This window comes from Pantoea sp. R13S299, assembly GCF_048515925.1.
Classification (GTDB): Bacteria; Pseudomonadota; Gammaproteobacteria; order Enterobacterales; family Enterobacteriaceae; genus Pantoea.
The window spans coordinates 161378-187565 of record NZ_JBLYEF010000005.1 but is presented as its reverse complement, the minus strand read 5'-3'; the positions used below and the strand labels follow the sequence as shown (position 1 = coordinate 187565).

The window sequence follows — 26188 nt, the reverse complement described above, 5'->3', positions numbered from 1 at the left end:
TCCTTTGCTACTTTATCGCCTGTTCAGTAACTCAGTCGCCCCTGTTTCACCAGCCATTCCCGCGCCATAAACAGCGCACTGACATTACGCGCCTCGCGGAAATCGGGTTCATCCAGCAGCGACAGCATATCGCTCAGCGGCCAGCGGTGGATAATCAGCGGCTCCGGCTCATCGCCTTCCAGCTTTTCAGCGTAAAGACCTTCCGCTATTACAATATTCATTTTGCTGGAAAAGTAAGAGGGAGCCATGGTGAGCTTGCCCAGCGTGGTCAGCTGGTCGGCACCAAAGCCGACCTCTTCTTTTAATTCGCGCACCGCCGCTTCATTCACGGTCTCACCTGAGTCAATCAGCCCTTTCGGGAAACCGAGTTCATAGGTTTCCAGTCCGACAGCATATTCCTGAATCAGGATCAGATGGTCATCAATAATCGGCACAATCATCACCGCTTCACGCTCTGAGGGCTTCATCCGCTCATAAACGCGATGCGCACCATTGCTGAAAGCCAGATCGACCGATTCAATGGTGAATAACCGTGAGCGTGCCACGGCGGTGATATTGAGGATGTCAGGTTTTTTTGGAATTTTCATATCAGCCTCAAATTATTCTGCGCCGGCTATCAGTAGCGAATTAGCATACCTAACCACAGGCAATTGTGCGACAGTCAGACAGTGACGTTATCGTTGCACAGATTAAAGCGATTGAATAACAGCCTTTGGTTATCAGTTAAGACTAAATTTGCATTAGTCAATATGCTGCGATAAGTTTCAGATAATACCGATATTTAATCCAGTCTGTGCCGGTTACCATTCGGACAAGGCAGGGTTTAACAAATGCCAATCAGATATACGCTGGCACTATTTCATCGGGTGTCTGACTCCTCAGGGTTATATAATCTTCCGAAATGCCTCTTTTATAGTGAGCATAACCGGAAGCGAAAGTTTAAAGTGAAGGCAGCATTTTGGCTGAATTGAGCAGAGCATGAGCACAATCTTGATGATCCTGGCCATAGTGCTGACCTGTTCAATCCTGGCAGGTATTGGGTTCTGGTACGCTATGCGGCATCGTCCGCCGTTGGCGAAACCGCTGCCATTCATCAGTCCGCCCTGCCGTAAACTTTCTGCGCAGGAGCGAGAGGCTGTCGATAAGTATGTCGCCGCGCTGGAAAAACAGCTGCGCACCCCGGTGACTGCTGATAAGCGAAGCGCGTCTGAACGTCTGACGCTGACGGCGCAGAGCAACAATGTCTATCCGGTTACCCGCGCGATTACCCGCTACGGCCTCTCCACGGACGATCCCCATAAATGGCGCTACTATCTTGATGAAGTTGAAGTTCATCTACCGCCGCTGTGGGAGCAGTACATCACCGACGAAAACTACGTCGAGTTAATCCGCACCCAATCTATTCCTCTGGTGATCTCGCTGAATGGCCACTCGCTGGTAGATTACGCCGTGGATCAGCAATCGCTGCCGACGCTGATGCGTCCGGTGTCGACTAACGCCTCTATCCGCAAAGCGGAAACCGAAAACGTCGAACTGCTGCAGGTGCGCAAAGAGACCGCGGAAGAGTATCGCCTGTCACGGCCTGACGGCACGCGTGAAGCGGTGATGATCTCCCTGGCCTTCTTACTGTTCTTCTTCAGCCTGTTAGTGCCCACCTCGCTGATGATCTGGCTGGTGCTGACCGGTACCGTCATGATTGGTGCCAGCCTGTGGCTGCTCTATCGCATTCCCGGTGAACGTGGCCTGCGTGACATACACTGCCTGCGCGGCGCGCCAAAGCGCTGGGGCCTGTTCAGCGAATCGAACCAGGAGCAGAGCAACATCACGCTCGGGATTATCGACCTCGCCTATCCGCCGCACTGGCAGCCCTATGTCGCGCACGATCTCGGTCAGGTAACCGATGTCGAGATCTACCTCAACCGTCAGGTGGTGCGTCAGGGTCGCTTCCTGTCGCTGCAGGATGAAGTCAAAAACTTCCCCATTCAGCGCTGGCGAAAAAACGTGGTGCTGGCCTGTGGTTCGCTGATGGTGCTGATTATGCTGGTCACCTGGATCCCGCTCAGCATGCCGATCAAACTCAGTCTGGCATGGGCCAGGGGCACCGACAGCCTGGAAGTCAGCAGTGTCGATAAACTCAGCAGCGTAGCGCTGAACATTGGCGACAACCTCAAGGTGAGCGGGACCGGCATGTGTTCCGTGCCTGACAACTATCAGAGCAACCGCAGCTACGCCTATATGCCGTTCGACTGCTCGGCAGTCTACTGGAATAACGCGACGCCGTTGCCGCAGCCGCAATCGGATATTATTGATAAAGCCGCGGCTCTGCTGGAAACCACCACAAAGCAGCTGCATCCGGAAACCAACACTGACCCTAAACTGAACCCGCAGCTGGCCTCCGCAATTCAGAAATCCGGGATGATTCTGCTGGATGACTTCTCAGACCTGGTAATGAAAACGCAGGATCTCTGTAATCAGCCACAGGACTGTATGCGCCTGAAAAATGCGCTGGTAAACCTGGGCAATGCCAAAGACTGGGAAGCGCTGATGCGCCGCGCAGATTCTGGTCAGTTAAACGGCATGAATGTGCTGCTGCGCCCGGTAAGTGCCGAAGCGCTGGAAAACCTGGTCAATACTGCCACCTCGACCTTCTTCTTCCGTGAAACCCGTCGTGCGGCAGAGAATCTTAACAGCCCGCCGCCAGGGGGATTCCTGATTGTCAGCGACGAAGGCCGCCAGCTGGTGAATCAGCCGCAGCCAGGTGTGTCACTGTTTGATCTCGACCCGCCTTCTCAGTGGCGCGAGCTGCAACGTATCTCCGCCATGTTGCTGCATACGCCCTTCAGCGCCAGCGGCATCATCACCGGCATTTCAACGGATGCCAACGGCACACGTCATATCATGCTGCACAATGAACCGGATGCCATGGCGCAGTGGCGCTATCTCGGCACCGTTTTGCTGCTGCTGGTACTGCTCACCTGCGCTGTCATTAACGGGTTACTGGCGCTGCGTCGTATGCATCGTAATCGCCAGCGCATGATCGATATCCAGCAATACTACGAAAAGTGCTTCAACCATAACCTCGGCACTTTGCAGGGTGTGCGCTCGATATTCTGACCTCTGCCCTTCTGTGCTACCCTGTCGCCCGGTTTTTTTACAGGGTGAACCTGGATGCTCAACTGGTCTGAGATTGATACCGTGCTGCTCGACATGGATGGCACACTGCTGGATTTGGCATTTGATCGTCACTTCTGGCTCGAACACGTGCCTGAACAGCTCAGCCAGCAACGCGGCATCAGCCGGGCGGAAGCCGACGCGTTCATCGCAGAAAAGTATCAGGCCGTCGCCCATACGCTAAACTGGTATTGTCTGGATTACTGGGCTGACGCGCTGGCGCTGGACATCCGTGCCATGACGCTGGCGATGCGCAGCCGTATCGCGCTGCGTGACGATACGCTGCCTTTTTTGCAGGCGCTTCGCCGCGCGGGCAAGTCCACTATCCTGCTGACCAACGCGCATCCTTACAATCTGGACGTCAAACTGGCGCAGACAGGTTTAGCGCCGCACCTTGATTTATTACTTTCCACCCATACCTTTGGGTATCCGAAAGAAGACCCACGTTTATGGCAGGCGGTACAACAGCACACCGGCATTTCTGCGCCGCGCACGCTGTTTATCGATGATAGCGAAGTGATTCTGGATGCTGCAAAGCTATGGGGCATCGGCTGGTGCTTAGGCGTAAAAAATCCCGATTCGGGTCGTCCTGAGCAAATCTTTCAGCGTCACCGCGCCACCGGCGATTTCCGGACGCTGATCTGAGTCAGGAGCAGCAATGAAAGAAAAAAGCAGCGAAGAGGTGCGCCTCGACAAGTGGCTGTGGGCCGCGCGCTTCTACAAAACCCGGGCGATTGCACGGGAGATGATTGAAGGCGGCAAAGTCCATTACAACGGCCAGCGCAGCAAGCCTGGTAAAGTGGTGGAGCTGAATGCGGAACTGACACTGCGTCAGGGCAACGATGAACGCACCGTGGTCGTGGCGGACATCAGCGCGCAGCGCCGTCCCGCCAGTGAGGCGCAGCAGCTCTATCGCGAAACCGATGCCAGCATTGAAAAACGCGAAAAAATGGCGCAGGCGCGCAAACTGAATGCGCTGACTATGCCCCATCCCGATCGGCGACCTGACAAAAAAGAGCGTCGCGATTTGATGAAGTTTAAATTATCGGGCGATGAATAACGCCGTCTTTACTGACGCACCATCGCCCCGTTCCAGTGAGAGAAAAAAATATGTCAGTCCAGGATCAACTGCACCGTTATCTGTTTGAAAATGCCGCCGTGCGCGGCGAGCTGGTGAACGTCTCTGAAACCTGGCGTGAAACCGTGAAGAACCACGACTATCCGGCACCGGTTAAAACGCTGCTGGGTGAAATGCTGGTCGCGACCAGCCTGCTGACCGCCACGCTGAAGTTTGATGGCGAAATTACCGTGCAGCTGCAGGGTGACGGTCCGCTGTCGCTGGCCGTGATCAACGGTAACAATAACCAGGAACTGCGTGGCGTGGCGCGTATCAAAGGCGACATCCCGGATGACAGCACCCTGAAAAGCATGGTCGGTAATGGCTATCTGGTGATCACCATCTCCCCGGAGAAAGGTGAGCGTTATCAGGGTGTGGTCGGACTGGAAGGTGAAACCCTGGCAGAGTGCCTGGAAGATTACTTCATGCGCTCAGAGCAGCTGCCAACCCGTCTGTTTATCCGCACCAGCGACAAAGGGGCCGCCGGTATTCTACTGCAGGTCATGCCCGCGCAGGATACGGAGAAAGAGGTCTTCGAACATCTGGCGACGCTGACCGAAACCATTAAAACGGAAGAGCTGATCGATCTGCCTGCGAATGAAGCGCTGTGGCGTCTCTATCATCAGGAAGAGGTCACCCTTTACGATCCGCAGCCGGTGATCTACAAATGCACCTGCTCGCGTGAACGCTGTGGCGAAGTGCTGACGACGCTGCCGCAGGAAGAAGTGGATGAGATCATCGCGGAAGATGGCAAAATCGACATGCACTGTGACTATTGCGGTTCAAACTACGTCTTTGATGCCGTCGATATCGCCGGTATCCGCAGCCACTCCCTTGAGAATAACGACCGTCTGCACTAATTGATCGGGCGGCTTCTGCCGCCCCTCCTACTCTCCCCCGTCCTATCCCCATAATTTTCCAGACAAATTATCTTTTTTTACTTTCATAACATCTTTTAAACGTTCGAAACATAGCCTTAACGCGCCCTGAGTCGCATTTTTAGATCACTGCCCTTTTTCCCCTAACGCAGAAGAGTAAACTGCGCGCGATCGTGCAAACGCCCGGAAGCCAGAGGCAAATGCCCTGAAAAGTCCGGTTCTCTTTGCAGGCTGTCGTGACGAAGCGCAGTGAACTGTCAGTGATTCGCCGCACCTGATGCAACAGCCGGTTGGCACGATCCCAACCTATCTCTGCTTTGCAGAACAGACACCGATTTAAGGAGCAGTAAAATGCGCGTTAACGGCCTGACCTCGCAAGACCTTGCCGCTTTGGGCATCGTGGATACCACGGAAGTGGTTTACAACCCTGATTACGACACGCTATTTCAGGAAGAGACGCGCCCGGACCTCGAAGGTTTTGCTCGTGGCACCCTGACGCAGAGCGGCGCGATTGCAGTAGACACCGGGATTTTCACCGGGCGATCGCCTAAGGATAAGTACATTGTGCGTGATGACACCACGCGCGATACCCTGTGGTGGAACGACCAGGGCACCGGCAAAAACGACAATCAGCCTCTGTCGCAGGAAACCTGGAGCGCGCTGAAAAGCTGCGTCACCCGCCAGCTTTCCGGCAAGCGTCTGTTTGTTGTCGATGCGTTCTGCGGTGCCAATGCCGATTCACGTCTGAGCGTACGCTTCGTCACTGAAGTTGCCTGGCAGGCTCACTTCGTGAAGAACATGTTCATCCAGCCCACCGACGCTGAGCTGGCCGAATTCAAACCTGACTTTGTGGTGATGAACGGGGCTAAATGCACCAATCCTGACTGGCAGGCGCAGGGTCTGCACTCAGAGAACTTTGTCGCCTTCAATCTGACCGAACGCATGCAGCTGATTGGCGGAACCTGGTACGGCGGCGAGATGAAGAAAGGTCTGTTCGCCATCATGAACTACCTGCTGCCGCTGAAAGGCATTGCTTCAATGCACTGTTCAGCTAACGTCGGTAAAGCGGGTGATGTGGCGGTCTTCTTTGGCCTCTCTGGCACCGGCAAAACCACCCTTTCCACCGATCCTGACCGCCAGCTGATCGGCGATGATGAGCACGGCTGGGACGATGATGGCGTGTTTAACTTCGAAGGCGGCTGTTACGCTAAAACCATCAACCTTTCTGAGCAGGCTGAGCCGGAGATCTACCGCGCCATTCGCCGCAATGCGCTGCTGGAAAATGTGGTGGTGCGTGAAGATGGCAGTGTTGATTACGCCGACGGCAGCAAAACGGAGAACACCCGCGTCTCCTATCCGATTAATCACATCGACAATATCGTGCAGCCGGTCTCAAAAGCGGGCCACGCGAAGAAAGTGATTTTCCTGACCGCCGATGCGTTTGGCGTGCTGCCACCGGTTTCACGTCTGACGCCGGAGCAGACGCAGTATCATTTCCTGTCAGGTTTTACTGCCAAACTGGCCGGTACCGAGCGTGGCGTCACTGCACCGACTCCAACCTTCTCCGCCTGTTTCGGCGCAGCATTCCTGACGCTGCACCCGACGCAATACGCTGAAGTGCTGGTGAAGCGGATGGAGGCATCCGGTGCGCAGGCATACCTGGTGAATACCGGCTGGAACGGCAGTGGCAAACGCATCTCCCTGAAGAATACCCGCGCCATCATCAATGCGATCCTGGCGGGTGAACTGGATGATGCACCGACGGAAACGCTGCCAATCTTTAATCTGCAGATGCCGGTTGCGCTGGGCGAGCTGGACAGTGACACGCTTGATCCGCGTCGTAGCTGGGAAAGTGAAGAGAAGTGGACCGCTGCCGCCGAAGGTCTGGCACAGCGCTTTATTGATAACTTCGACAAGTATACGGATAACGCCGCAGGTGCTGCGCTGGTGAAAGCGGGCCCGCAACGCTAAAAGAACCGGCGCGGCAATAACACTGCCGCGCCGCTTTTTTATCAGCCAGACACGCTGTTGCTGCCGGTGTTGTGGCTCAGCGCCATCGTTTCTACTAACGGCAACCAGGCACGAATACGTAACCCCCCGTGTTCGCTCTCGCCAATCTCCAGCGAGCCCTGATGGGCATCGATAATACGCTGCACAATCGCCAGACCGAGACCAGTCCCGCTGGTGCTGCGGGCGCTGTCGCCCCGCACAAACGGCTGGAACAGATGCGCCAGCTGATCCGGCTTGATACCAGGACCATCATCTTCCACCTGGAACCAGGCGCGATGCAGTTCCCGCCCGCTGCTGACTTTGATCCAGCCATTGCCGTATCGCGCAGCGTTAACCACCAGGTTAGCCAGTGCCCGTTTAATCGACAGCGGGTTGATATCCAGCATTAACTCTTCCGGCATCACCGCATTTTCGATTTCACGTTCATAGCCACTTTCAGCCGCCACGACTTCGCCCAGCACGCTGTTGAGATCCGCGCGCTCGGTCTGCATCTCCTGACCGGTTCGCAGATAGTCGATGAACTGTTCAATGATGGCGTTGCACTCTTCGATATCTTTATTAATCGATTCGGCCAGATAGCCATCCTGCTCGCTCATCATCTCGGTGGCGAGACGAATGCGGGTCAGCGGGGTTCGCAAATCGTGGCTGACGCCCGCCATTAACAGTGTGCGGTCATCCGCCAGCTGCTTCACCCCGGCTGCCATCTGGTTAAAGGCGCGGGTCACCGATCGCACTTCTGACGCACCATACTCGCGCAGCGGCGGCGGAATAATCCCGCGCCCGACCTGCAGGGCGGCGTGCTCCAGATCGACAAGGGGTCGGTTCTGGATACGGATAAACAGCCAGGCTCCGCCTATCGCCAGCAGCATAATCGCCAGCGTGTAGCGGAACAGCGGCGAGAAGTCGCCCTGATGAATCTCAGTCAGCGGCACCCGCACCCAGATATCGGGTGACAGCCAGGTTTTCAGCCAGACCACCGGCGAGTTTTTGTTAACCTCAACCCGGACATCGGTCGGACCGCCAAGCTGCTGCCCCATCTGCTCGCTCAGGAATTCATAGTGCTGCGCCCAGCGCAATCCGCTCTCCTCTGCTGCTGCATTGGTGTAGAGCGAGATCCCCAGTTCGCGATAGATTTCCCGGCGAAACGCCGGAGGCACTTCCAGCTGCGTGCCATCCTCCAGCTGCAACCGGTCGGTCATCAGCATACGAACTTCGTAAGCGAGCACCTTATTGAACTGTTGCAGGCTGGGAAGAATGGCGAAGTTCAGCACCACCAGATAGGTCGTGACCAGGCTGACAAACAGCAGGGTAACGATCAGCAGCAGGGTGCGGGCAAACGAACTCCGTGGCGAGAAGCGCAGTCGCTTCATGCTTTACTGCCGTCCGGCACAAAGACGTAGCCCAGACCCCAGACGGTCTGAATATAACGTGGGTGCGCAGGATCCTCTTCCACCATGCGACGCAGGCGGGAGATCTGAACGTCAATCGAACGTTCCATGGCGCTGTATTCACGGCCACGCGCCAGGTTCATCAGCTTGTCACGCGACAGCGGCTCACGCGGGTGGCTCACCAGTGCTTTCAGCACCGCAAACTCACCGCTGGTCAGCGGCATTGGCTCATCTTCACGGAACATCTCGCGGGTGCCGAGGTTAAGTTTGAATTTACCGAAGGCGATAATCGCCTCTTCCTGCGAAGGTGCGCCTGGCAGTTCATTAGCCTGACGACGCAGCACCGCGCGGATACGCGCCAGCAGCTCACGCGGGTTAAACGGTTTGGGAATATAGTCGTCAGCGCCGATCTCCAGCCCCACGATACGATCCACTTCTTCGCCCTTGGCGGTCACCATAATAATCGGCATCGGGTTGCTCTGACTGCGCAGACGACGGCAGATAGAGAGACCATCTTCGCCTGGCAACATCAGGTCGAGCACCATCAGATGAAAGGATTCACGGGTTAACAGACGATCCATCTGCTCGGCATTAGCGACACTGCGCACCTGAAAGCCCTGCTCGGTGAGATAGCGTTCAAGCAGTGCACGCAGACGCATATCATCATCGACGACCAGAATTTTGTAGTTCTCTTGCATTTTCAACTCCCAAAGGCGCTATTGCCTGAGCCAACATTGTTAAAAAAAGATGCCTTATAGTGACAGTCATTATTGGTTTATATTCTAGCCAAAATTGTTACAAAGCATATTAAACAGGAGCTTATATTTGAATTAAGGCGATTTCGGGTCAGTTTTAACGCTTTTACCCCTGCCCGGCCCCTGATACGGCAAATCTGAAAAAACGGCCTGGTTTCTCTCAATCGCTGGCGTCGGAAGTGTGCCAGTTTTTAATCAGTGAATTAATTCAGTGAGTTAGCAGGCAATTTGACTTAATGATCAGCCATCACTGTGGATAAGCTCCAGATAATCTACCTCAACAGCAGCCAGACAGCATAATATTCCAGCAAACCCGCCTAACACCCCACGCTCCTCTCGGATTAGTTTCAGCGATGCCATCAGCAAGGCCAGTTGTAATTAAAGTCCTTTAAATCAATCAGTAAAGCCAACTTTTCGCCTTCTCCGTTTTAAACCAGACTGCACAGGCAATATTCGATGTCTCAACGGGGAATACACACAATGAAAAAAACAATTTTACTGCTGAGCGCGCTGGCATTAAGCAGCGTCAGCCCAGGTTATGCTGCCACAGCCACGGGTGAAGCGGCCGGCGCAGCAGCGACGACTACAGCACAAGGTAATTCAAACGCCATCGGTGTGGGTGCAGTCGCAGCCCTGCTGGGCGTAGCGCTGGCCACGATGGGCGGCGGCGGCGGTGACGGTCACAGCACCGGTACATCGACCACCACGGCGACCCACGCCGGAAAATAAGTTTTAGTACCCTCTGTACCGGCTTCAGATTACTGGCTTTATTTTGAACCACAGCACCAACCCTTTCGCCGCCGGGGAAAACAACAGGGGTTTTTAGTCTTTAAAAACCCTTTCCCCGACTCTTTTTTGCCGCGCCCTCTTTGCCTTACACTGTCGCTCTTTAGATCTCTCTGGCCGGTATAGCATGAAAACCCGACTCATTACCCGCGAAGGCTTCGATAAGCTGAAAGCGGAACTCGACTATCTGTGGCGTGAAGAGCGACCGGAAGTGACAAAAAAAGTCACCTGGGCTGCCAGCCTTGGCGATCGCAGTGAAAATGCCGACTATCAGTACAATAAAAAACGGCTGCGTGAAATCGACCGCCGCGTACGCTATCTGACGAAAAGCATCGAACAATTGCGTATCGTGGACTACTCCCCCCAGCAGGATGGCAAAGTCTTCTTTGGTGCCTGGGTGGAAATTGAAAATGATGAGGGCGACCTCAAACGCTTCCGCATCGTGGGCTACGATGAGATTTTTGGCCGCAAAGATTACATCTCTATCGACTCGCCAATGGCGCGGGCGCTGCTGAAAAAAGAGGTCGGCGATGCCGCCACCGTCGAGACGCCATTGGGTCCGGCGCTGTGGTATGTCAACGCGATTGACTACCCGCAATAACGATTCAGATTATCGCTGAAAGCCGCCCGCGTCTCTGGCAATTTTAACCATCAATCCGTATAACTGTCGGCTATTTCTCAACCCGGAAAGCAAGACAGTCCTGATGATGAAAGTTCTGAGCCAGATAATTGCCAGTGAGCTACAGGCGCGACCAGAGCAGGTTGACGCCGCCGTTCGCCTGTTAGATGAAGGGAATACCGTGCCGTTTATCGCACGCTATCGTAAAGAGGTAACCGGCGGGCTGGATGATACCCAACTGCGCCAGCTGGAAACCCGTCTCAGCTATCTGCGTGAACTTGAAGAGCGACGCCAGTCGATTCTGAAGTCGATTGACGATCAGGGAAAACTCACCGACGACCTCGCGCGCGCCATCAACACCACCCTCAGCAAAACCGAGCTTGAAGACCTCTACCTGCCCTACAAACAGAAACGCCGTACGCGTGGACAGATCGCGATTGAAGCCGGTCTGGAACCGCTGGCGGACACGCTCTGGCAGGAGCCGTCCCACCTCCCCGAGCAGCTTGCTGAACAGTATGTCGATGCCGACAAAGGCGTCGCCGACGTCCGTGCCGCACTGGATGGCGCCCGCTACATTCTGATGGAGCGTTTCGCCGAAGATGCCGCGCTGCTGGCGAAAGTGCGTAACTACCTGTGGAAAAATGCCCATCTGGTGTCACGCGTGGTGGAAGGCAAAGAGGAAGCGGGCGCGAAGTTCCGTGACTACTTCGATCACCACGAAGCCCTGAGCGGCGTGCCGTCGCACCGTGCGCTGGCGATGCTGCGTGGCCGCAACGAAGGCGTGCTGCAACTCTCGCTGAATGCCGATCCGCAGTTTGATGAAGCGCCGCGTGAAAGCCACGGCGAAACGCTGATTGCGGAGCACCTGAACCTGCGCCTGAACAACGCACCGGCCGACAGCTGGCGTAAAGCCGTAGTCAGCTGGACGTGGCGCATCAAGGTGATGCTGCATCTGGAAACAGAGCTGATGGGCACGGTGCGCGAACGCGCAGAAGATGAAGCCATCAACGTCTTTGCCCGCAACCTGAACGATCTGCTGATGGCGGCTCCTGCGGGAATGCGCGCCACCATGGGTCTGGATCCTGGCCTGCGCACCGGTGTCAAAGTGGCGGTGGTCGATGCCACCGGCAAAGTCGTGGCGACCGATACCGTCTATCCGCATACCGGCCAGACCGCCAAAGCCGCCGCCGCCGTTGCCGCTCTCTGCATTAAGCATCAGGTTGAACTAGTGGCGATTGGCAACGGAACCGCTTCTCGTGAAACCGAGCGCTTCTTCCTGGATCTGCAGCAGCAGTTCCCACAGGTCACAGCGCAGAAAGTGATTGTCAGTGAAGCCGGCGCCTCCGTCTACTCCGCCTCTGAACTGGCGGCGCTGGAGTTCCCGGACCTTGATGTTTCGATACGTGGCGCGGTGTCAATTGCCCGCCGTCTGCAGGATCCGCTGGCTGAGCTGGTGAAAATCGACCCGAAATCGATCGGTGTCGGTCAGTATCAGCATGACGTCAGTCAGAGCCAGCTGGCGAAGAAACTCGACGCTGTAGTAGAGGATTGCGTGAACGCCGTCGGCGTTGACCTTAACACCGCCTCGGTGCCGCTGCTGACCCGCGTCGCGGGCCTGACGCGCATGATGGCGCAGAACATTGTCGGCTGGCGTGATGAGAATGGCCGCTTCCAGAACCGCCAGCAGCTGCTGAAAGTCAGCCGTCTTGGGCCAAAAGCCTTTGAGCAGTGTGCGGGCTTCCTGCGCATCAACCACGGAGATAACCCGCTGGATGCCTCGACCGTTCACCCGGAAGCCTATCCGGTAGTAGAACGTATTCTGGCTGCCACCGAGCAGGCCCTGAGCGATCTGATGGGTAATGCTGGCAGCCTGCGTAACCTCAGCCCCCGTGATTTCATTGATGAACGTTTTGGTCTGCCGACCGTCACCGACATCATGAAAGAGCTGGAGAAGCCGGGCCGCGATCCGCGTCCTGAGTTTAAGACTGCGCAGTTCGCGGAAGGCGTCGAGACACTGAACGATCTGACGCCGGGCATGATCCTCGAAGGTGCCGTCACCAACGTCACGAACTTCGGTGCGTTTGTGGATATCGGCGTCCATCAGGATGGTCTGGTGCATATCTCCTCGCTCTCTGATCGCTTTGTGGAAGATCCGCATCAGGTGGTGAAAGCAGGCGATATCGTCAAAGTGAAAGTGATGGAAGTCGATCTCCAGCGCAAACGTATTGCCCTGACCATGCGTCTTGATGAGCAGCCAGGCGAAGGCAATGCCCGGGGTGGCGCGAAGAACGCCGCACCGCGCGAAGAGAAACGTCCGGCTGCCGGTAAAGGCCGTCCGCGTCCGGTCAGCTCATCCGCGGGTAACAGTGCGATGAGCGATGCACTGGCCGCCGCTCTGGGCAAAAAACGCTAAGCTTTTCAGGGGGCCACATCTGGCCCCCTCTTCACGTCCTCCTCCCCGGTTGAAAATCCCCATCATCGCGCTACGCTAAAAAGACGCCTGTCATAAAAACAACACCTGCTGTGGCACCCAATTCACGATGGATACGATCACCGATCTGATTGAGAAGATTTATGCTGGCACATTCCCGGAGGCGACGTTTGCGCGCCTGCAGGCTGACATCGCTTCAGCCCGCGAGGCGATCAAGCTGCCGCGCAAGGCACACTGGGATGAACAGGATGTGGTGCTGATCACCTATGCTGACCAGTTTCGGGAAGCCGGTAAACCGACGCTCAGCACCTTCTCCCGCTTCTACCAGCAGCACCTGCAATCCACCTTTCCGCTGGTTCACCTGCTGCCCTTTTTCCCCTGGTCGTCCGACGACGGCTTTTCGGTGATTGATTACCATCAGGTCGATCCGGTATGCGGGGACTGGCAGGATATTGCGCGCCTGCATCAGGAAACCCGCCTGATGTTCGACTTCGTCTGCAACCATATGTCGGCAAAGAGCGCCTGGTTCAGCCACTTCCTGGCGCAGGACCCCGGCTGGGACGATTTCTTTATCAGCATGCCGCCCGCGACCGATCTCAGCGCCGTGACGCGCCCACGCACCTCGCCGCTGCTGACGCCGTTTAAGATGGCGAATGGCGATACCCGTTTTATCTGGACCACCTTCAGCGCCGACCAGATTGACCTTAACTTTGCTAACCCTGAGGTGTTGCTGCGCATGGTCAACGTGTTGCTCGACTACCTGATACGCGGCGCCGACTACGTGCGCCTCGATGCGGTTGGCTATATGTGGAAAACGCCCGGCACGCGCTGCATTCATCTGGAAAAAACCCACCAGCTGGTGAAGCTGTTTCGCGCCATTGCCGACCATGTCGCGCCCGGCACGGTGATTATCACCGAGACCAACGTGCCGCATCAGGACAACATCAGCTATCTGGGCAACGGGCATGATGAGGCGCAGATGGTCTATCAGTTTTCGCTGCCGCCGCTGGTGTTGCATGCGATTCACACCGGATCGGCGCGCGCGTTGCGGCAGTGGGCCAGTTCGCTGGATCTCAGCAGTAACGACACCACCTTCTTCAACTTCCTGGCGTCACACGATGGCATCGGACTAAATCCGGCACGCGGCATTTTGTCTGAAGTGGAAATTGTGGCGCTGGTGCGCGATCTGGCGCTGGAAGGCGCGCTCGTCTCCTATAAAAACAATCCTGACGGCACCACCAGCCCCTATGAAATCAACGTCACTTTCCTGGATGCGCTGAACCGTGAAGCCGACGATGACGCCACGCGGCTGAAACGCTTTTTACTGGCCCATGCGATTCTGCTGGTCTTCCCTGGCGTGCCTGCCATCTATATCCAGAGCATTCTGGGCGGTCGTAACCATTATGATGGCGTACGGGCCGCCGGACACAACCGGGCAATTAACCGTCAGAAGTATGATTTACAGCAGATTGAGGCGGCGCTGGCGGGCGGTGACTGGCTGCGGCAGCAGATTTATACCCGGCTCGGCCAGCTGATCCAGCTGCGTCGTCGCCAGCCTGCATTCCATCCCGATAATCCGATGACGCTGTATGACAGCGAAAATGCCGTGCTGGTGCTGAGCCGTCATCAGGCGGAAAGCGGCGAGGGGTTGCTATGCGTGTTTAATCTCAGTGGACGGTCAGTGGAGACGCAACTGCCGGTGGCGCATACGTTGCAGGATGTGGTGAGCGGGGAGAAAATTGATGGCACCCAGCCGGTTAAGCTGGATGCCTGGCAGTTCATGTGGCTACGTTAATTACTTGTAGACTTCAGCAACGGCACTGAATTTACCGTGTTCGCGGCCTGCGATGATCAGGTAGTATTTACCGCCTTTTTCGTCAGCGAGCTTAGACAGCGCTTTTTTGGCATCCATTGGCGAAGTGGTTTCCGCTGTGGTGTTAACGGTGCCAATCTTCTGCAGGTTCATTGTCTTAACTTCTTCTTTGGTGACTTCTTTCGCTGCCATCGCAGAAAATGAAATCGCGCCCATCATCATTGAAGCCACAACCCATTTGAAAACCTTCATTATGTTTACCCTCATTCATGATCCATTGTGAGATGTAAGCAGCAGCTAAACGCGTAAGGCAGTATGGAACGGCATAGTCATTTCCGTGACTAATCACATAAAATTGCAGCGGCCTTGCTTACAGAGAGAAGTATTACTGCTGTCTGCGATTTTGCCAACTCAAAGCATGATTATCCTGGTAAATTACTGATAAAATTAACAATATGCTGACAAAAGGTCTCAGGATGGGAGATGAAAGGCGCATGTGCTGCTTTTTCGATAACCACTGAAGGCGAGGCTGGCAACATTTCATCTATTTCTGCGGCAATCCGGCGCGGCACCAGTCCATCTAATGCCCCGTAAAGGCGCAGGAACGGCAATGTAATCTGCGGTAACGCATCGCGCAGATCGACCTGACGCAGAATCTCCAGCCCGCCATCCAGTACCGGCACCTCCGGCATCGGTTGTGACAACACCACCTCTTTCAGCTGCCGCGCATCGGCACGCGCCGTTTCGGTGCCGAGCGTCTGCAGCGCCAGAAAGCGCTCAACCGTGCGCTGAAAATCGTTGCTGAGCATCTGCTGAAAGTTCTGCAGCGTCTCCGGTTTAATGCCGGGCCAGCGCTCTGAGGCGGTGAAACAGGGTGACGATGCAACCGTAATCAGTGCAGCCAGTTTTTCTGGCGCTGTCAGCGCCAGCTGCGTCGCCACCAGCCCGCCCAGCGACCAGCCCACCACAATCGCCTGCGGTGGCAGCAAAGGCAGTATCTGCTCAGCCATCTGTTCCAGCGTCAGCGCGCCAGAATTCTGACTGCGGCCATAGCCGGGCAGATCGACAAGGTGCAGGCGATAGTGCGGGCTGAGTCGCGGAATAATGCTTTGCCAGACTTCGGCATTCAGTCCCCATCCGTGCAGCAGCACAAGATCGCGTTTTCCTTCTCCGCAGGTGTGCCAGTAGAGCGAGGTCATCAGTTACTATCCCGAAATTGATAAGGAGGTCGCTATGCTAGCAATGCCCACCCTGTGTTGGCTATGCCGGATGCCGTTACAGATAGCCCGGCACGGCATCTGCAGCCACTGCCTGCGCGAATTACCGCCGTTGCCGCTGCTCTGTCCGCGCTGTGGATTACCCGCAGGCTCAGTAAAGGTCGCCTGTGGCCGCTGCCAGCTTAAACCGCCCGCCTGGCAGGCGCTGGTCTGCGTGAATGACTATTGTGCGCCGTTCAGCCAGTGGGTTAATCAGCTTAAGTTTTCTCACATAACCGCACTCAGGGTGATGCTGGCGCGGCTGCTTTTGCTAAGCTGGCTGAATGTTTACCGGCGTGGCACGGTGCCGCGCCCTGATCTGCTGCTGCCGGTTCCGCTGCATCAACGACGACGCTGGCAGCGCGGCTTCAATCAGACGGTATTGCTGGCCGCACCGCTGGCGCACTGGCTGGGATGTGAGTGGCGTGAAGGGCTTGCGCGCCAGCGAAGGGGCGCACTACAGCATCAACTCAGCGCCCGGCAGCGTCGCACCAATTTACGTGGTGCCTTCCGCCTTGAAATGACGGTTAAAGGACGCCATATCGCCCTGCTGGATGACGTGATTACGACCGGCAGTACCGTAGATGAAATCAGTCGTCTGTTACTGGCGCAGGGTGCCGCCAGCGTGCAGGTCTGGTGCCTGTGCCGTACCTTGTAGAGCGTCATTGATGGGCGTATTATAACCAACTAAATTAGTCAACTATTGAGCAATCGACATGATCCGAATTACTGACTCTGCCCAGGAACATTTTTCTAAACTGCTATCCAAACAAGAAGATGGCACCCAGATTCGCGTATTCGTGATTAACCCGGGTACGCCAACAGCTGAGTGTGGCGTCTCTTACTGTCCGCCCGATGCCGTTGAAGCCACCGATACTGAACTGAAGTTCGAGAAGCTCTCAGCGTATGTTGATGAACTGAGCAAACCTTATCTGGAAGAGGCGGAAATCGACTTTGTTACCGACAATCTGGGTTCTCAGCTGACGCTGAAAGCGCCGAATGCCAAGATGCGTAAAGTCTCTGATGATGCGCCAATGGTTGAGCGCGTTGAGTACCTGCTGCAGGCGCAGATCAACCCACAGCTGGCTGGCCACGGCGGTCGCGTGTCGCTGATGGAGATCACTGAAGATGGCTACGCCATTCTGCAGTTTGGCGGCGGCTGTAACGGCTGTTCGATGATCGACGTGACCCTGAAAGATGGTATTGAGAAAGAGCTGCTGGCTGCCTTCCCTGAACTGAAAGGCGTGCGGGATATTACCGAGCATCAGCGCGGCGAACATTCGTTCTACTGATGATAAAGCGCGGCAGCCTGACTGCCGCGCTATTTTATTGCCCTTTCTTACTCCCCTTTCTGTCCTGACTGACGTTGCTCGCTGACCACCTTCAGCAGTGCATTCACTTCCTTGTCCGCAAAGATCTCCTCCAGCGTTTTGCTCAGCTTACGTCGCCAGTTAGGGTACTGATCCACCGTGCCCGGCACGTTGACCGGCGTGGTCATGCCGAGCCAGTCCTCAGGCTGCAGGCCAAGCAGCGCACTGTCGGTGTCCGCCAGGAAGCGATGGATCGCCCGGTTCAGCGCAGGCGTCATGGTCAGCTTCTCCGCCTTCTTCTGGCTGCGTGCCGGTAAGGCACCCGCCTGATGCAGCGCATCCAGCAGCGCCTGCTTCTGCGCGGCCCGCTGCTGATGTAACGCTTTCACCGCATCGCCCGGATAGAGACCCAGCTTCTCCCCCAGTTCCAGATCGCCCTGCTCCCAGAAACCGGTCAGCGTCGGCAGATCATGGGTACTGGCGCTGGCGATTGACTGACGCGGATAGTCCTGCGGCGCGCGATAGCGCTGATCTTTATCCTGCTCAAACCACAGCACCTTCCATGAAAAGACGCCGCTTTTGCGCAGCAGGCTGACAATCTCCTGAGGCACGGTGCCAAGGTCTTCGCCAATCACCATGCAGCGCAGACGGTGGCTCTCCAGCGCCAGGATGCCCAGCAGATCGTCCACCGGATAGGCTACGTAGGCGCCTTTATCCGCCGTTTCCCCGGCAGGTACCCACCACAGACGCAGCAGCGACATCACATGGTCGATGCGCAACGCGCCGCAGTCGCGCATGTTAGCGCGCAGCATGTCAATAAACGGCTGATAGCCGCGCGCCTGCATCACATGCGGATCCATCGGCGGTAAGCCCCAGTTTTGTCCCAGCGGACCCAGACGGTCAGGCGGCGCACCGACTGAAGCCTTAAGACGATAAAGCTGCGGATCGTGCCAGGTTTCCGCGCTGCCTTCCGCCACGCCTACCGCCAGGTCACGATAGAGACCGACGCTCATGCCCAGTGCCTGACTCTGCGTCCAGCAGGCCGAGAACTGCTGCTGTGCCAGCCATTGCAGCCACTGCCAGAAGGCGATCTCCTCTTCATGCTGCTCACACCACTGCTGTACCTCCGGCAACTGGCTATTGCGCCACGCTTCCGGCCACGCAGGCCAGCCGCCCTGCTGCGTCTTGTCCGCCTGCCGCTCCAGCTGGATGCCATCGTAGGCAGCCTGATAACGCAGGCTGTCGCCGCCTTCATGTACAAAGGCTGCCCAGGACTGATGCTCTTCGCTCTGGCTATCACGCGCCTGGAAGTGGGCCCAGGCGTGCCGCAGCGCAGCGAGCTTGAGGGCCATTACGGCCTCGTAGTCGACCCGCTCCGCCTCGCGCGCTTTGGTCAGCGCCTTCTGGGTTTTGGCGCTTTTCCACCACTTCTGTGCCGCCGCGCTTTGCTGAAAATCGGCCACCTGACTGACGTCGATATAAATCACGTTCAGCCAGCGGCGCGACGACGGACTGTACGGGCTGGCGAAACCGGCGCTGGCGGGATAGAGCGCATGCAGCGGATTCAGCCCGACGAAATCGCCGCCGCGCTCAGCCAGCTGCACCAGCAGCTGGTCGAGGTCGCCGAAGTCGCCAATGCCCCAGTTCTGTTCAGATCGCACGGTGTAGAGCTGCACCAGCGCGCCCCAGCGTTTCTCTCCCGCTTCCAGCGCCGGCGGCAGATAGCAGCGGCGCGGCGCGACGATAATCCGCGTCTGCCAGCTTTTCTTCCCTTTGCTGAGCGTCAGCTGGTGATAACCCTGCGTAAGCGGGCCAGGCAGTGTAAAAGGTTCCCCAGCGGTCAACTCGCCGCTGAGCTGCTTGCCCTTTTCGGTCTGCAGCTGCCAGCTGTAGACGCCGCTGCCCTGTGGCGTCAGCTGCCGCTTGCCACTGCCGGTGAACACCGCAACCGGCGGCAGCGGTGATTTTTTAGTGTCCTGCGGATCGTCCATCACTGCCAGCAGCGCGCGTTTGGTCTCATCGCTGATCGCCTCTTTCTCGCCGTTGACGTTGATGTAATCCAGTGAAATTCCCGCGGCACGGGCGGCCTGATCGAGTGCATTTTGCTTCATTGCTGCTCCTTAGCGCGGTGCCTGCCAGATACGTTGCTGATAGTCACGAATGGAACGGTCCGAACTGAACATGCCGGTTCGGGCCGTATTGAGGATGGCGGCGCGGGTCCAGCCTTCCGGGTCACGCCACAGGGCTTCCACCCGTTGCTGCGCCTCGATATAGGCCTGGAAATCGGCCAGTACCAGCCAGGGATCGCCATGTTTCGTCAGGCTCTCCAGCATCAGGTCAAACGCATGTTTATCCCCGTCGCTGAATTTGCCCTTCTCCAGCGATTTCAGTAAATCGTCCAACGGCTTGTTCTGTTTACGCACCTTTTTCGGGTTGTAGCCTTTCGCCTTAAGCGCCTTCACCTCATCCACGGTGTGCCCGAAGATAAAGATATTCTCCTCGCCCACCTGTTCGGCAATCTCGACATTGGCACCATCCAGCGTGCCGATGGTCAGCGCGCCGTTCAGCGCCAGCTTCATGTTGCCGGTGCCGGAGGCTTCATAACCGGCGGTGGAGATCTGCTCGGAGAGGTCGGCCGCCGGGATCATCAGTTCAGCCACGGTGATGCGGTAGTCGGGGATAAACACCACTTTGAGTCGGTCGCCAACCCGCGGGTCGTTGTTCACCACCTCCGCGACCTTGTTAATGGCGTAGATGATGTTTTTCGCCAGGTAGTAACCCGGCGCGGCTTTGGCCCCAAACAGAAACACCCGTGGCGTGAAGGTGACATCCGCCGGGTTATCGCAGAGCTTCTGATAGCAGTAGAGAATATGCAGCAGGCTGAGGTGCTGACGCTTGTACTCATGCAGACGCTTGATCTGCACATCAAACAGCGCGGCCGGGTTCACGATGATGCCGGTGTGGCGGGCGATATACTCCGTGAGCTGCGCTTTGTTCTGCTGTTTGATGCTGCGATAGCGCTGGCGAAACGCCTGATCGTCGGCGTAGCTTTCAAGACCGCTCAGCACATCAAGATTATTGGCCCATTCGGTTTTCAGCGTCTCATCGATCAGTCCGGCCAGCGCCGGATTGCACTGCTTCAGCCAGCGACGCGGCGTAATGCCGTTGGTGACGTTGTGAAATTTTTGCGGCCAGAGCTGGTGATATTCGGGGAAGAGATCGCTGACCACCAGGCTGGAGTGCAGTGCCGCCACGCCGTTGACCGCGAACCCGCTCACGACGCAGAGATTCGCCATCCGCACCTGACCGTCGGCGACGACTGCCAGCTTGTGCCACATCGCTTTGTCATCCGGCCAGTGCTGCTTCACCAATTTTTTCAGCCGCTGGTTAATCTCTTTGATGATCAACATGTGGCGCGGTAGCAGACTGCGCATCAGCTTCTCATCCCAGCGCTCCAGCGCCTCCGGCATCAGCGTGTGGTTGGTGTAAGCAAACAACCGGCTGGTGATTTGCCACGCCTCATCCCAGCTCAGCTGATGCTCATCCAGCAGCACGCGCAGCATCTCCGGGATGGCGATGGTCGGATGGGTATCGTTAAGCTGAATCACTTCGAAGTCAGGCAGGGTGTGAATGCTGCGTCCCGCCAGATGGTGACGGCGCAGGATATCGGCCACGGCACAGGCGCACTGAAAATATTGCTGCATCAGGCGCAGCCGCTTGCCGGCCTGATGGTTGTCATTGGGATAGAGCACCTTGGTGAGTTTTGCCGCCTCGATGCCCGGCTGCTCCGCCTGCAGGAAGTTGCCGTCGTTAAAGGCCGTGAGATCAAACGGATGCGCACTGACTGCCTGCCACAGACGCAGCGGCAATGTCACGCCGTTGCGGTAGCCGGTTACCGGCAAATCCCAGGCCTCGCCGCGCAGCGTAAAATCGGGCAGCCAGCGTATGCCGCCGTTTTCCAGCTTCTCTACCCGACCGCCCATCGCGACCTCAACATCCAGTGCCGCGTTGTGGCGGAACCAGGGATAGCGTTCGCGCTGCCAGTCATCGGGCGCTTCAATCTGCTTCCCCTCATCGAAAGACTGGCGGAACAGGCCGTACTGATAATTCAGGCCGTGGCCGGTGGCGGACTGTCCCACCGTTGCCATCGAATCCATGTAGCAGGCGGCGAGTCGTCCCAGTCCGCCGTTGCCGAGTGCCGGATCGACCTCCTGCTCCAGCAGTTCCGTTAAATCGAGCTGCTGCTCAGCCAGCGCCGCTTTGACCTCGTCATACCAGCCGAGATTAAGCAGATTGTTGCCGGTCAGACGACCAATCAGAAACTCCATCGACAGGTAATTTACGTGGCGCTGCTGCTTAGCCGGGCGCGGTGCCGGTTGGGTGTCCAGCAGCTCTGCCAGTGCCGCGCTGACCGCCTGCCACGCCTGATGCGGGGTCATCTGTTGGGCGGAGTCGAGACTCAACTGTTGCCACTGGCGGGTCAGTGCAGCGTTAAAACGGGCTTTATTAAATTTTTGCTGCGGCATATCACTCCCTTCTGTTACGCAATGAGGTGAAGCAAAAATAGAAAGCGCACGGGCTGGCAACCGGGTGCCAGCAACCGTTAAGTTAAGACGCGAGTGGGGGAAAAAGCGACAACAATCAAAGAAAAACGCCAGCCGGGAGGCTGGCGTGGCAGGAATCAGCAGAGTTCGAGGTGAACCTCATGCTGCTCAATCACTTTCATCACGCTGGCTGGCGGCATTTTGTCGGTGTAGAGATAGTCCAGCAGACTCATGTTGCCGAGGTTAACCATGGCGTTGCGGCCAAACTTCGAATGATCCACCACCAGCATCGCACAGCGTGAATTTTCAATGATGGCGCGCTTGGTCCGGACCTCGTGATAATCGAACTCCAGCAGCGACCCATCCATGTCGATGCCGCTGATCCCCAGAATGCCGTAATCGAGCCGGAACTGGGAAATAAAGTCGAGCGTCGCTTCCCCCATCACCGCACCATCGCGGGTCCGCACTTCACCGCCTGCGATAATCACCCGGAAATCGGGCTTGCCCATCAACAGCATTGCGACGTTGAGGTTGTTGGTCACCACGCGTAAGTCGCTGTGGTTGAGCAGCGCATGCGCCACCGCTTCCGGCGTGGTGCCGATGTCGATAAACAGCGTGGCCCCATCCGGGATCTGGCTGGCAACGCGCTGCGCAATCCGCGCTTTTTCCGCTGACCACATCATTTTACGATCGTGCCAGGCGGTATTCTCAGAGCTGGAAGGAAGCGCCGCGCCGCCGTGGTGGCGCTGAATTTTATTCTGATCGGCCAGATCGTTGAGATCGCGACGAATGGTTTGCGGGCTGACCTCAAAATGATCCACCAGCTCCTCAGTACTGACATATCCCTGACGACGGACTAAATCGATAATCGCGTCATGACGTTGCGTCTGCTTCACGTTCCTCTCCTGTTAACCCGCTTATACCTGTCTATCGACGCGTAACGTTACGCGTATCTACCAGCGCCATCGCCAGTCCGACCACCAGACCGGCGACGTGCGCCGCGTTGGCAATCGCCAGACCAAAGACGCCGAACCAGCCAATCACCAGCCAGACCACCGCAAAACCGATCAATCCCCGTTCAAGATAGACGCCGCTGTCGGGATCGCGCTCACCGCGCAGCCAGCAGTAACCCATCAGGGCATAGACTACGCCCGACAGACCACCAAACCAGATGCCGCTGAACTTCGCCTGCAGCCAGCCGCTGAGCAGCGCCGAAATCAGCATGATGACGAACAGTTTGCCGCTGCCAAGACGCTTCTCAACCACGCCGCCCAGATACCACCACCACATCAGATTAAACAGGATGTGCAACAGTGAGAAGTGAAGCAGCGCATGGCTGAACCAGCGCCAGACCTGAAGATGCTGGTCGGTATCCGGCCACGAGAGCCACGCCATCACGGCCTGATCGCCCATGACCTGCATCAGAATAAAGACCGCGATGCAGAGCACCATCAGGGTCATGGTCAGCGGACCGGCACGCTCGCGGATATTCGCCCAGATATTGCTGCGCTCATAGCGCAGGCCGCTGTCGGTCTTGCCGCTGTGCCAGCTGGCAGCCTGATAGCGCGGATGATTAGGGTCGTGTAAAAACTGCTGAAGTTCGTTTTCGACCACTGAAATCTTGCTCTCATCATCCAGCATGATGACGTAGTGATTTTCATGCTCAATACGCAGCGTGATGCCCTGCGTCGCCATGTAGTCAACAAACGCCTGCGCCATGCGGGGCTGATTAAATTGGGTAATGCGCATCAGTAACTCTCCATGTGACGAGCAGCCATCTATTCACTGCCGAGGGCAACCTGCTGAGGGAAGGCGGCACGCCAGGCATCGAAGCCGCCATCGATGCTGTACGCCGCGCTGAAGCCCTGTCCCAGCAGATATTGTGCCGCGCTTTTGCTGCTGTTGCCGTGATAGCACATCACCAGCACGGGCAGGCTGTGATCGGCACCGCTGACAAATTCGCTGAGGTTGGTGTTGGTCAGATGCAGCGCGCCCGCCGCATGGCCCAGGGCATAACTTTGCGGATCGCGGATATCCACCAGCAGCGCACCCTGCGCCAGACGCGCCTGCGCCTGCTGCACATCAATACATTCGAACGTTTCCATGGGATCTCTCATAACAGCGTCACAATAGCGCGTAGTGTAACCCGAGAATCCACGCCGATAACCTGACAATCGTTACGGCTATCTGTTTTTTTGGTGGGCAGAATGTTAGCTATATCACGCAAAAATGTTTTTACCCGGTTAAAAGCTGGCGTCAATGTTGGTTTGCGATTATGATTATGCTCGAAAACGAACATTAATGAACTATTCCGAACATCGGAGGAGATGACGTGGAAACCAAAGACCTGATCGTGATCGGCGGCGGCATCAACGGTGCCGGCATTGCAGCAGACGCTGCAGGACGCGGACTGTCGGTGTTAATGCTGGAGGCGCGGGATCTGGCTTGCGCGACCTCCTCTGCCAGTTCAAAACTGATTCACGGCGGCTTGCGCTACCTTGAACATTACGAATTCCGTCTGGTCAGTGAAGCACTGGCCGAACGTGAAGTGCTGCTGAAAATGGCCCCGCATCTGGCATTTCCGATGCGCTTCCGTCTGCCGCACCGTCCGCATCTTCGTCCGGCGTGGATGATCCGCACCGGTCTGTTTATGTATGACCATCTGGGCAAGCGTACCAGCCTCCCAGGCAGTAAAAGCCTGCGATTTGGCGCGGATTCGGCCCTGAAGCCGGAAATTACGCGCGGATTCGAATATTCAGACTGCTGGGTCGATGATGCCCGCATGGTGGTTCTGAACGCCCAGGAAGTGGTGAAGCGTGGCGGCGAAGTGCGTACCCGCACCCGTGTGACCCGCGCCTGGCGTGAAGGCGGCCTGTGGAAGGTTGAAGCGGAAGATGTCGATACCGGTAAGACCTTTACCTGGCAGTCGAAAGGCCTGGTCAACGCCGCTGGCCCGTGGGTTAAGCAGCTGTTCGATGACAGCCTGAAGCTGAAATCGCCTTACGGTATCCGCCTGATCAAAGGCAGCCACATCGTGGTGCCGCGCGTCCATACCGAGAAGCAGGCTTATATCCTGCAGAACGAAGATAACCGTATCGTGTTTGTCATCCCGTGGATGGATGAGTTCTCTATCATCGGCACCACCGACGTAGAGTACAAAGGCGATCCGAAAAGCGTCCATATCGATGACAGCGAAACCGAGTACCTGCTGAAAGTGTTCAACGGACACTTTAAAAAGCAGCTGACCGCTGACGATATCGTCTGGTCTTACTCGGGTGTCCGTCCGCTGTGTGATGACGAATCTGATTCACCGCAGGCGATTACCCGTGATTACACGCTGGATGTGCGTGACGATAACGGTCAGGCTCCACTGCTTTCCGTGTTTGGCGGTAAGCTGACTACCTATCGTAAGCTGGCAGAACATGCGCTGGAAAAACTGGCGAAGTACTATCCGAACGCCGGTCCGGCCTGGACGAAGAACTGCGTGTTACCGGGCGGGAATATCAACGGCACCAGCGATGATTACGCGGCCAGCCTGCGTCGTCGCTATCCGTTCATTACCGAGAATATGGCGCGCCACTTCTCGCGCACTTACGGCAGCAGCACTGAAACCCTGCTGAGCGGCGCGAAAAGCCTGGACGACCTGGGTGAGAACTTCGGTCACGATTTCTATGAGGCGGAGTTACGCTACCTGGTGCAGCATGAGTGGGTGCGTGAACTGGATGATGCGATCTGGCGTCGTACCAAACAGGGCATGTGGCTGACCAAAGAGCAGCAGGCTCGCGTGGCAGAGTGGCTGGCCGCGAAAGCGAAACCGGCCCTGTCGCTGGCATCTTAAGCGGGCAGTAACCGATCAGAAAGCAGGCTCCGGCCTGCTTTTTTATTGTCTGCTTGCCGGCTATTCGCCCCTTGTGCCTGTTAAACGCTAGCTGAAGATTTACTTTCACCCCTCTTTTATTTCCATAATTAGTCCCGGCCAGAAATATTCACCGCTGTAACCTTTACTTCATCTCTCAGAGCCTAAACTCAACGCTTCGCGCATTCATCGCCCTTTCTCCATCGTTACCTTAAATCTAACGTTCCGCTTTTTTGCTTAATTGAACACCGTTT

Annotated in this window: 22 protein-coding genes; 12 read left to right on the top strand and 10 right to left on the bottom strand. The window is 56.6% G+C overall.

Going from position 1 to position 26188, the window contains the following annotated elements; translation table 11 throughout:
* Positions 1-23: 23 nt before the first annotated feature.
* Entirely contained in the window at positions 24-587 is a 564-nt protein-coding gene (gene nudE, locus ACN1CO_RS19960) for an ADP compounds hydrolase NudE (RefSeq protein ID WP_419140408.1), read from the bottom strand.
* 391 nt (positions 588-978) lie between these two features.
* Here nudE and ACN1CO_RS19955 point away from each other — a divergent pair, with 391 nt between their 5' ends.
* The 5 genes from ACN1CO_RS19955 (at position 979) to pckA (ending at position 7137) form a co-directional block, all read left to right on the top strand.
* Positions 979-3114 (top strand): intracellular growth attenuator family protein, encoded by a 2136-nt coding sequence (locus tag ACN1CO_RS19955; RefSeq protein WP_419140407.1) that lies wholly within the window; start codon positions 979-981, stop codon positions 3112-3114.
* A gap of 54 nt (positions 3115-3168) precedes the next feature.
* Entirely contained in the window at positions 3169-3816 is a 648-nt protein-coding gene (yrfG, locus tag ACN1CO_RS19950; protein WP_419140406.1) for a GMP/IMP nucleotidase, read from the top strand.
* A 13-nt stretch (positions 3817-3829) separates the two neighbouring features.
* Positions 3830-4231, top strand: coding sequence for a ribosome-associated heat shock protein Hsp15 (gene hslR, locus ACN1CO_RS19945; RefSeq protein WP_419140405.1), 402 nt, complete (start codon positions 3830-3832; stop codon positions 4229-4231).
* Between the two features lie 50 nt (positions 4232-4281).
* The gene (gene hslO / locus ACN1CO_RS19940) at positions 4282-5148 is read left to right on the top strand and encodes an Hsp33 family molecular chaperone HslO (RefSeq protein ID WP_419140404.1); all 867 of its coding nucleotides are present in this window, start codon (positions 4282-4284) and stop codon (positions 5146-5148) included.
* A 369-nt stretch (positions 5149-5517) separates the two neighbouring features.
* Positions 5518-7137 carry a phosphoenolpyruvate carboxykinase (ATP) gene (gene pckA, locus ACN1CO_RS19935; protein ID WP_419140403.1) on the top strand — a complete coding sequence of 540 codons (1620 nt, stop codon included), beginning with the start codon at positions 5518-5520 and terminating at the stop codon, positions 7135-7137.
* A gap of 41 nt (positions 7138-7178) precedes the next feature.
* Here pckA and envZ read toward each other — a convergent pair whose 3' ends face one another.
* Positions 7179-8546, bottom strand: coding sequence for a two-component system sensor histidine kinase EnvZ (gene envZ / locus ACN1CO_RS19930; RefSeq protein ID WP_419140402.1), 1368 nt, complete (start codon positions 8544-8546; stop codon positions 7179-7181).
* Entirely contained in the window at positions 8543-9262 is a 720-nt protein-coding gene (gene ompR / locus ACN1CO_RS19925) for a two-component system response regulator OmpR (protein WP_003853014.1), read from the bottom strand. The genes envZ and ompR overlap by 4 nt, the downstream gene beginning before the upstream one ends.
* Before the next feature lie 537 nt (positions 9263-9799).
* On the opposite strand from ompR, the gene yjbE reads away from it, so the two are divergent.
* From yjbE to ACN1CO_RS19905, 4 genes are all read left to right on the top strand, one after another.
* The gene (yjbE, locus tag ACN1CO_RS19920) at positions 9800-10048 is read left to right on the top strand and encodes an exopolysaccharide production protein YjbE (protein ID WP_136198563.1); all 249 of its coding nucleotides are present in this window, start codon (positions 9800-9802) and stop codon (positions 10046-10048) included.
* A gap of 184 nt (positions 10049-10232) precedes the next feature.
* Complete coding sequence (gene greB, locus ACN1CO_RS19915) at positions 10233-10706, top strand: transcription elongation factor GreB (RefSeq protein ID WP_090966786.1); 474 nt, start codon at positions 10233-10235, stop codon at positions 10704-10706.
* 103 nt (positions 10707-10809) lie between these two features.
* A complete protein-coding gene (locus ACN1CO_RS19910) occupies positions 10810-13137 on the top strand; it encodes a Tex family protein (RefSeq protein WP_419140401.1) in 2328 nt (775 codons plus the stop codon).
* 127 nt (positions 13138-13264) lie between these two features.
* On the top strand, positions 13265-14950 hold the full coding sequence (locus ACN1CO_RS19905) for an alpha-amylase family glycosyl hydrolase (RefSeq protein ID WP_419140400.1): 1686 nt from the start codon (positions 13265-13267) through the stop codon (positions 14948-14950).
* On the opposite strand, the gene ACN1CO_RS19900 is transcribed toward ACN1CO_RS19905, so the two are convergent.
* The gene (locus tag ACN1CO_RS19900; protein ID WP_419140399.1) at positions 14951-15220 is read right to left on the bottom strand and encodes a YdgH/BhsA/McbA-like domain containing protein; all 270 of its coding nucleotides are present in this window, start codon (positions 15218-15220) and stop codon (positions 14951-14953) included.
* 170 nt (positions 15221-15390) lie between these two features.
* Positions 15391-16167, bottom strand: a complete 777-nt coding sequence (bioH, locus tag ACN1CO_RS19895; RefSeq protein ID WP_419140398.1) for a pimeloyl-ACP methyl ester esterase BioH — start codon at positions 16165-16167, stop codon at positions 15391-15393.
* Positions 16168-16201: 34 nt separating this feature from the next.
* On the opposite strand from bioH, the gene gntX reads away from it, so the two are divergent.
* Positions 16202-16882, top strand: a complete 681-nt coding sequence (gene gntX, locus ACN1CO_RS19890; RefSeq protein ID WP_419140397.1) for a DNA utilization protein GntX — start codon at positions 16202-16204, stop codon at positions 16880-16882.
* Between the two features lie 58 nt (positions 16883-16940).
* Positions 16941-17516, top strand: coding sequence for a Fe-S biogenesis protein NfuA (gene nfuA, locus ACN1CO_RS19885; RefSeq protein WP_419140396.1), 576 nt, complete (start codon positions 16941-16943; stop codon positions 17514-17516).
* 47 nt (positions 17517-17563) lie between these two features.
* Here the strand turns inward: nfuA and malQ are convergent, their stop codons facing one another.
* From malQ to glpE, 5 genes are all read right to left on the bottom strand, one after another.
* Entirely contained in the window at positions 17564-19645 is a 2082-nt protein-coding gene (gene malQ / locus ACN1CO_RS19880; RefSeq protein ID WP_419140395.1) for a 4-alpha-glucanotransferase, read from the bottom strand.
* 9 nt (positions 19646-19654) lie between these two features.
* Positions 19655-22060, bottom strand: a complete 2406-nt coding sequence (gene malP / locus ACN1CO_RS19875) for a maltodextrin phosphorylase (RefSeq protein WP_419140394.1) — start codon at positions 22058-22060, stop codon at positions 19655-19657.
* 155 nt (positions 22061-22215) lie between these two features.
* Entirely contained in the window at positions 22216-22974 is a 759-nt protein-coding gene (locus tag ACN1CO_RS19870; protein WP_090966799.1) for a DeoR/GlpR family transcriptional regulator, read from the bottom strand.
* Between the two features lie 31 nt (positions 22975-23005).
* Positions 23006-23827 (bottom strand): rhomboid family intramembrane serine protease GlpG, encoded by an 822-nt coding sequence (gene glpG, locus ACN1CO_RS19865; RefSeq protein ID WP_090966801.1) that lies wholly within the window; start codon positions 23825-23827, stop codon positions 23006-23008.
* Between the two features lie 29 nt (positions 23828-23856).
* Positions 23857-24183 carry a thiosulfate sulfurtransferase GlpE gene (glpE, locus tag ACN1CO_RS19860; protein ID WP_283546891.1) on the bottom strand — a complete coding sequence of 109 codons (327 nt, stop codon included), beginning with the start codon at positions 24181-24183 and terminating at the stop codon, positions 23857-23859.
* Positions 24184-24410: 227 nt separating this feature from the next.
* Between glpE and glpD the strand changes: the two genes are divergently transcribed.
* Entirely contained in the window at positions 24411-25916 is a 1506-nt protein-coding gene (glpD, locus tag ACN1CO_RS19855; protein WP_419140393.1) for a glycerol-3-phosphate dehydrogenase, read from the top strand.
* Positions 25917-26188: the final 272 nt, after the last annotated feature.

What these genes read in the sequence shown, in the direction of transcription:
- yjbE (WP_136198563.1), top strand. Translation starts at nt 9,800, where the DNA reads ATGAAAAAAACAATTTTACTGCTGAGCGCGCTGGCATTAAGCAGCGTC.
- ACN1CO_RS19910 (WP_419140401.1), top strand. Translation starts at nt 10,810, where the DNA reads ATGATGAAAGTTCTGAGCCAGATAATTGCCAGTGAGCTACAGGCGCGA.
- bioH (WP_419140398.1), bottom strand. Translation starts at nt 16,167, where the DNA reads ATGACCTCGCTCTACTGGCACACCTGCGGAGAAGGAAAACGCGATCTT.
- greB (WP_090966786.1), top strand. Translation starts at nt 10,233, where the DNA reads ATGAAAACCCGACTCATTACCCGCGAAGGCTTCGATAAGCTGAAAGCG.
- glpE (WP_283546891.1), bottom strand. Translation starts at nt 24,183, where the DNA reads ATGGAAACGTTCGAATGTATTGATGTGCAGCAGGCGCAGGCGCGTCTG.
- hslR (WP_419140405.1), top strand. Translation starts at nt 3,830, where the DNA reads ATGAAAGAAAAAAGCAGCGAAGAGGTGCGCCTCGACAAGTGGCTGTGG.
- ACN1CO_RS19955 (WP_419140407.1), top strand. Translation starts at nt 979, where the DNA reads ATGAGCACAATCTTGATGATCCTGGCCATAGTGCTGACCTGTTCAATC.
- nudE (WP_419140408.1), bottom strand. Translation starts at nt 587, where the DNA reads ATGAAAATTCCAAAAAAACCTGACATCCTCAATATCACCGCCGTGGCA.
- ACN1CO_RS19905 (WP_419140400.1), top strand. Translation starts at nt 13,265, where the DNA reads ATGGATACGATCACCGATCTGATTGAGAAGATTTATGCTGGCACATTC.
- glpG (WP_090966801.1), bottom strand. Translation starts at nt 23,827, where the DNA reads ATGCGCATTACCCAATTTAATCAGCCCCGCATGGCGCAGGCGTTTGTT.
- malQ (WP_419140395.1), bottom strand. Translation starts at nt 19,645, where the DNA reads ATGAAGCAAAATGCACTCGATCAGGCCGCCCGTGCCGCGGGAATTTCA.
- yrfG (WP_419140406.1), top strand. Translation starts at nt 3,169, where the DNA reads ATGCTCAACTGGTCTGAGATTGATACCGTGCTGCTCGACATGGATGGC.
- gntX (WP_419140397.1), top strand. Translation starts at nt 16,202, where the DNA reads ATGCTAGCAATGCCCACCCTGTGTTGGCTATGCCGGATGCCGTTACAG.
- nfuA (WP_419140396.1), top strand. Translation starts at nt 16,941, where the DNA reads ATGATCCGAATTACTGACTCTGCCCAGGAACATTTTTCTAAACTGCTA.
- ACN1CO_RS19900 (WP_419140399.1), bottom strand. Translation starts at nt 15,220, where the DNA reads ATGAAGGTTTTCAAATGGGTTGTGGCTTCAATGATGATGGGCGCGATT.
- pckA (WP_419140403.1), top strand. Translation starts at nt 5,518, where the DNA reads ATGCGCGTTAACGGCCTGACCTCGCAAGACCTTGCCGCTTTGGGCATC.
- envZ (WP_419140402.1), bottom strand. Translation starts at nt 8,546, where the DNA reads ATGAAGCGACTGCGCTTCTCGCCACGGAGTTCGTTTGCCCGCACCCTG.
- ompR (WP_003853014.1), bottom strand. Translation starts at nt 9,262, where the DNA reads ATGCAAGAGAACTACAAAATTCTGGTCGTCGATGATGATATGCGTCTG.
- hslO (WP_419140404.1), top strand. Translation starts at nt 4,282, where the DNA reads ATGTCAGTCCAGGATCAACTGCACCGTTATCTGTTTGAAAATGCCGCC.
- malP (WP_419140394.1), bottom strand. Translation starts at nt 22,060, where the DNA reads ATGCCGCAGCAAAAATTTAATAAAGCCCGTTTTAACGCTGCACTGACC.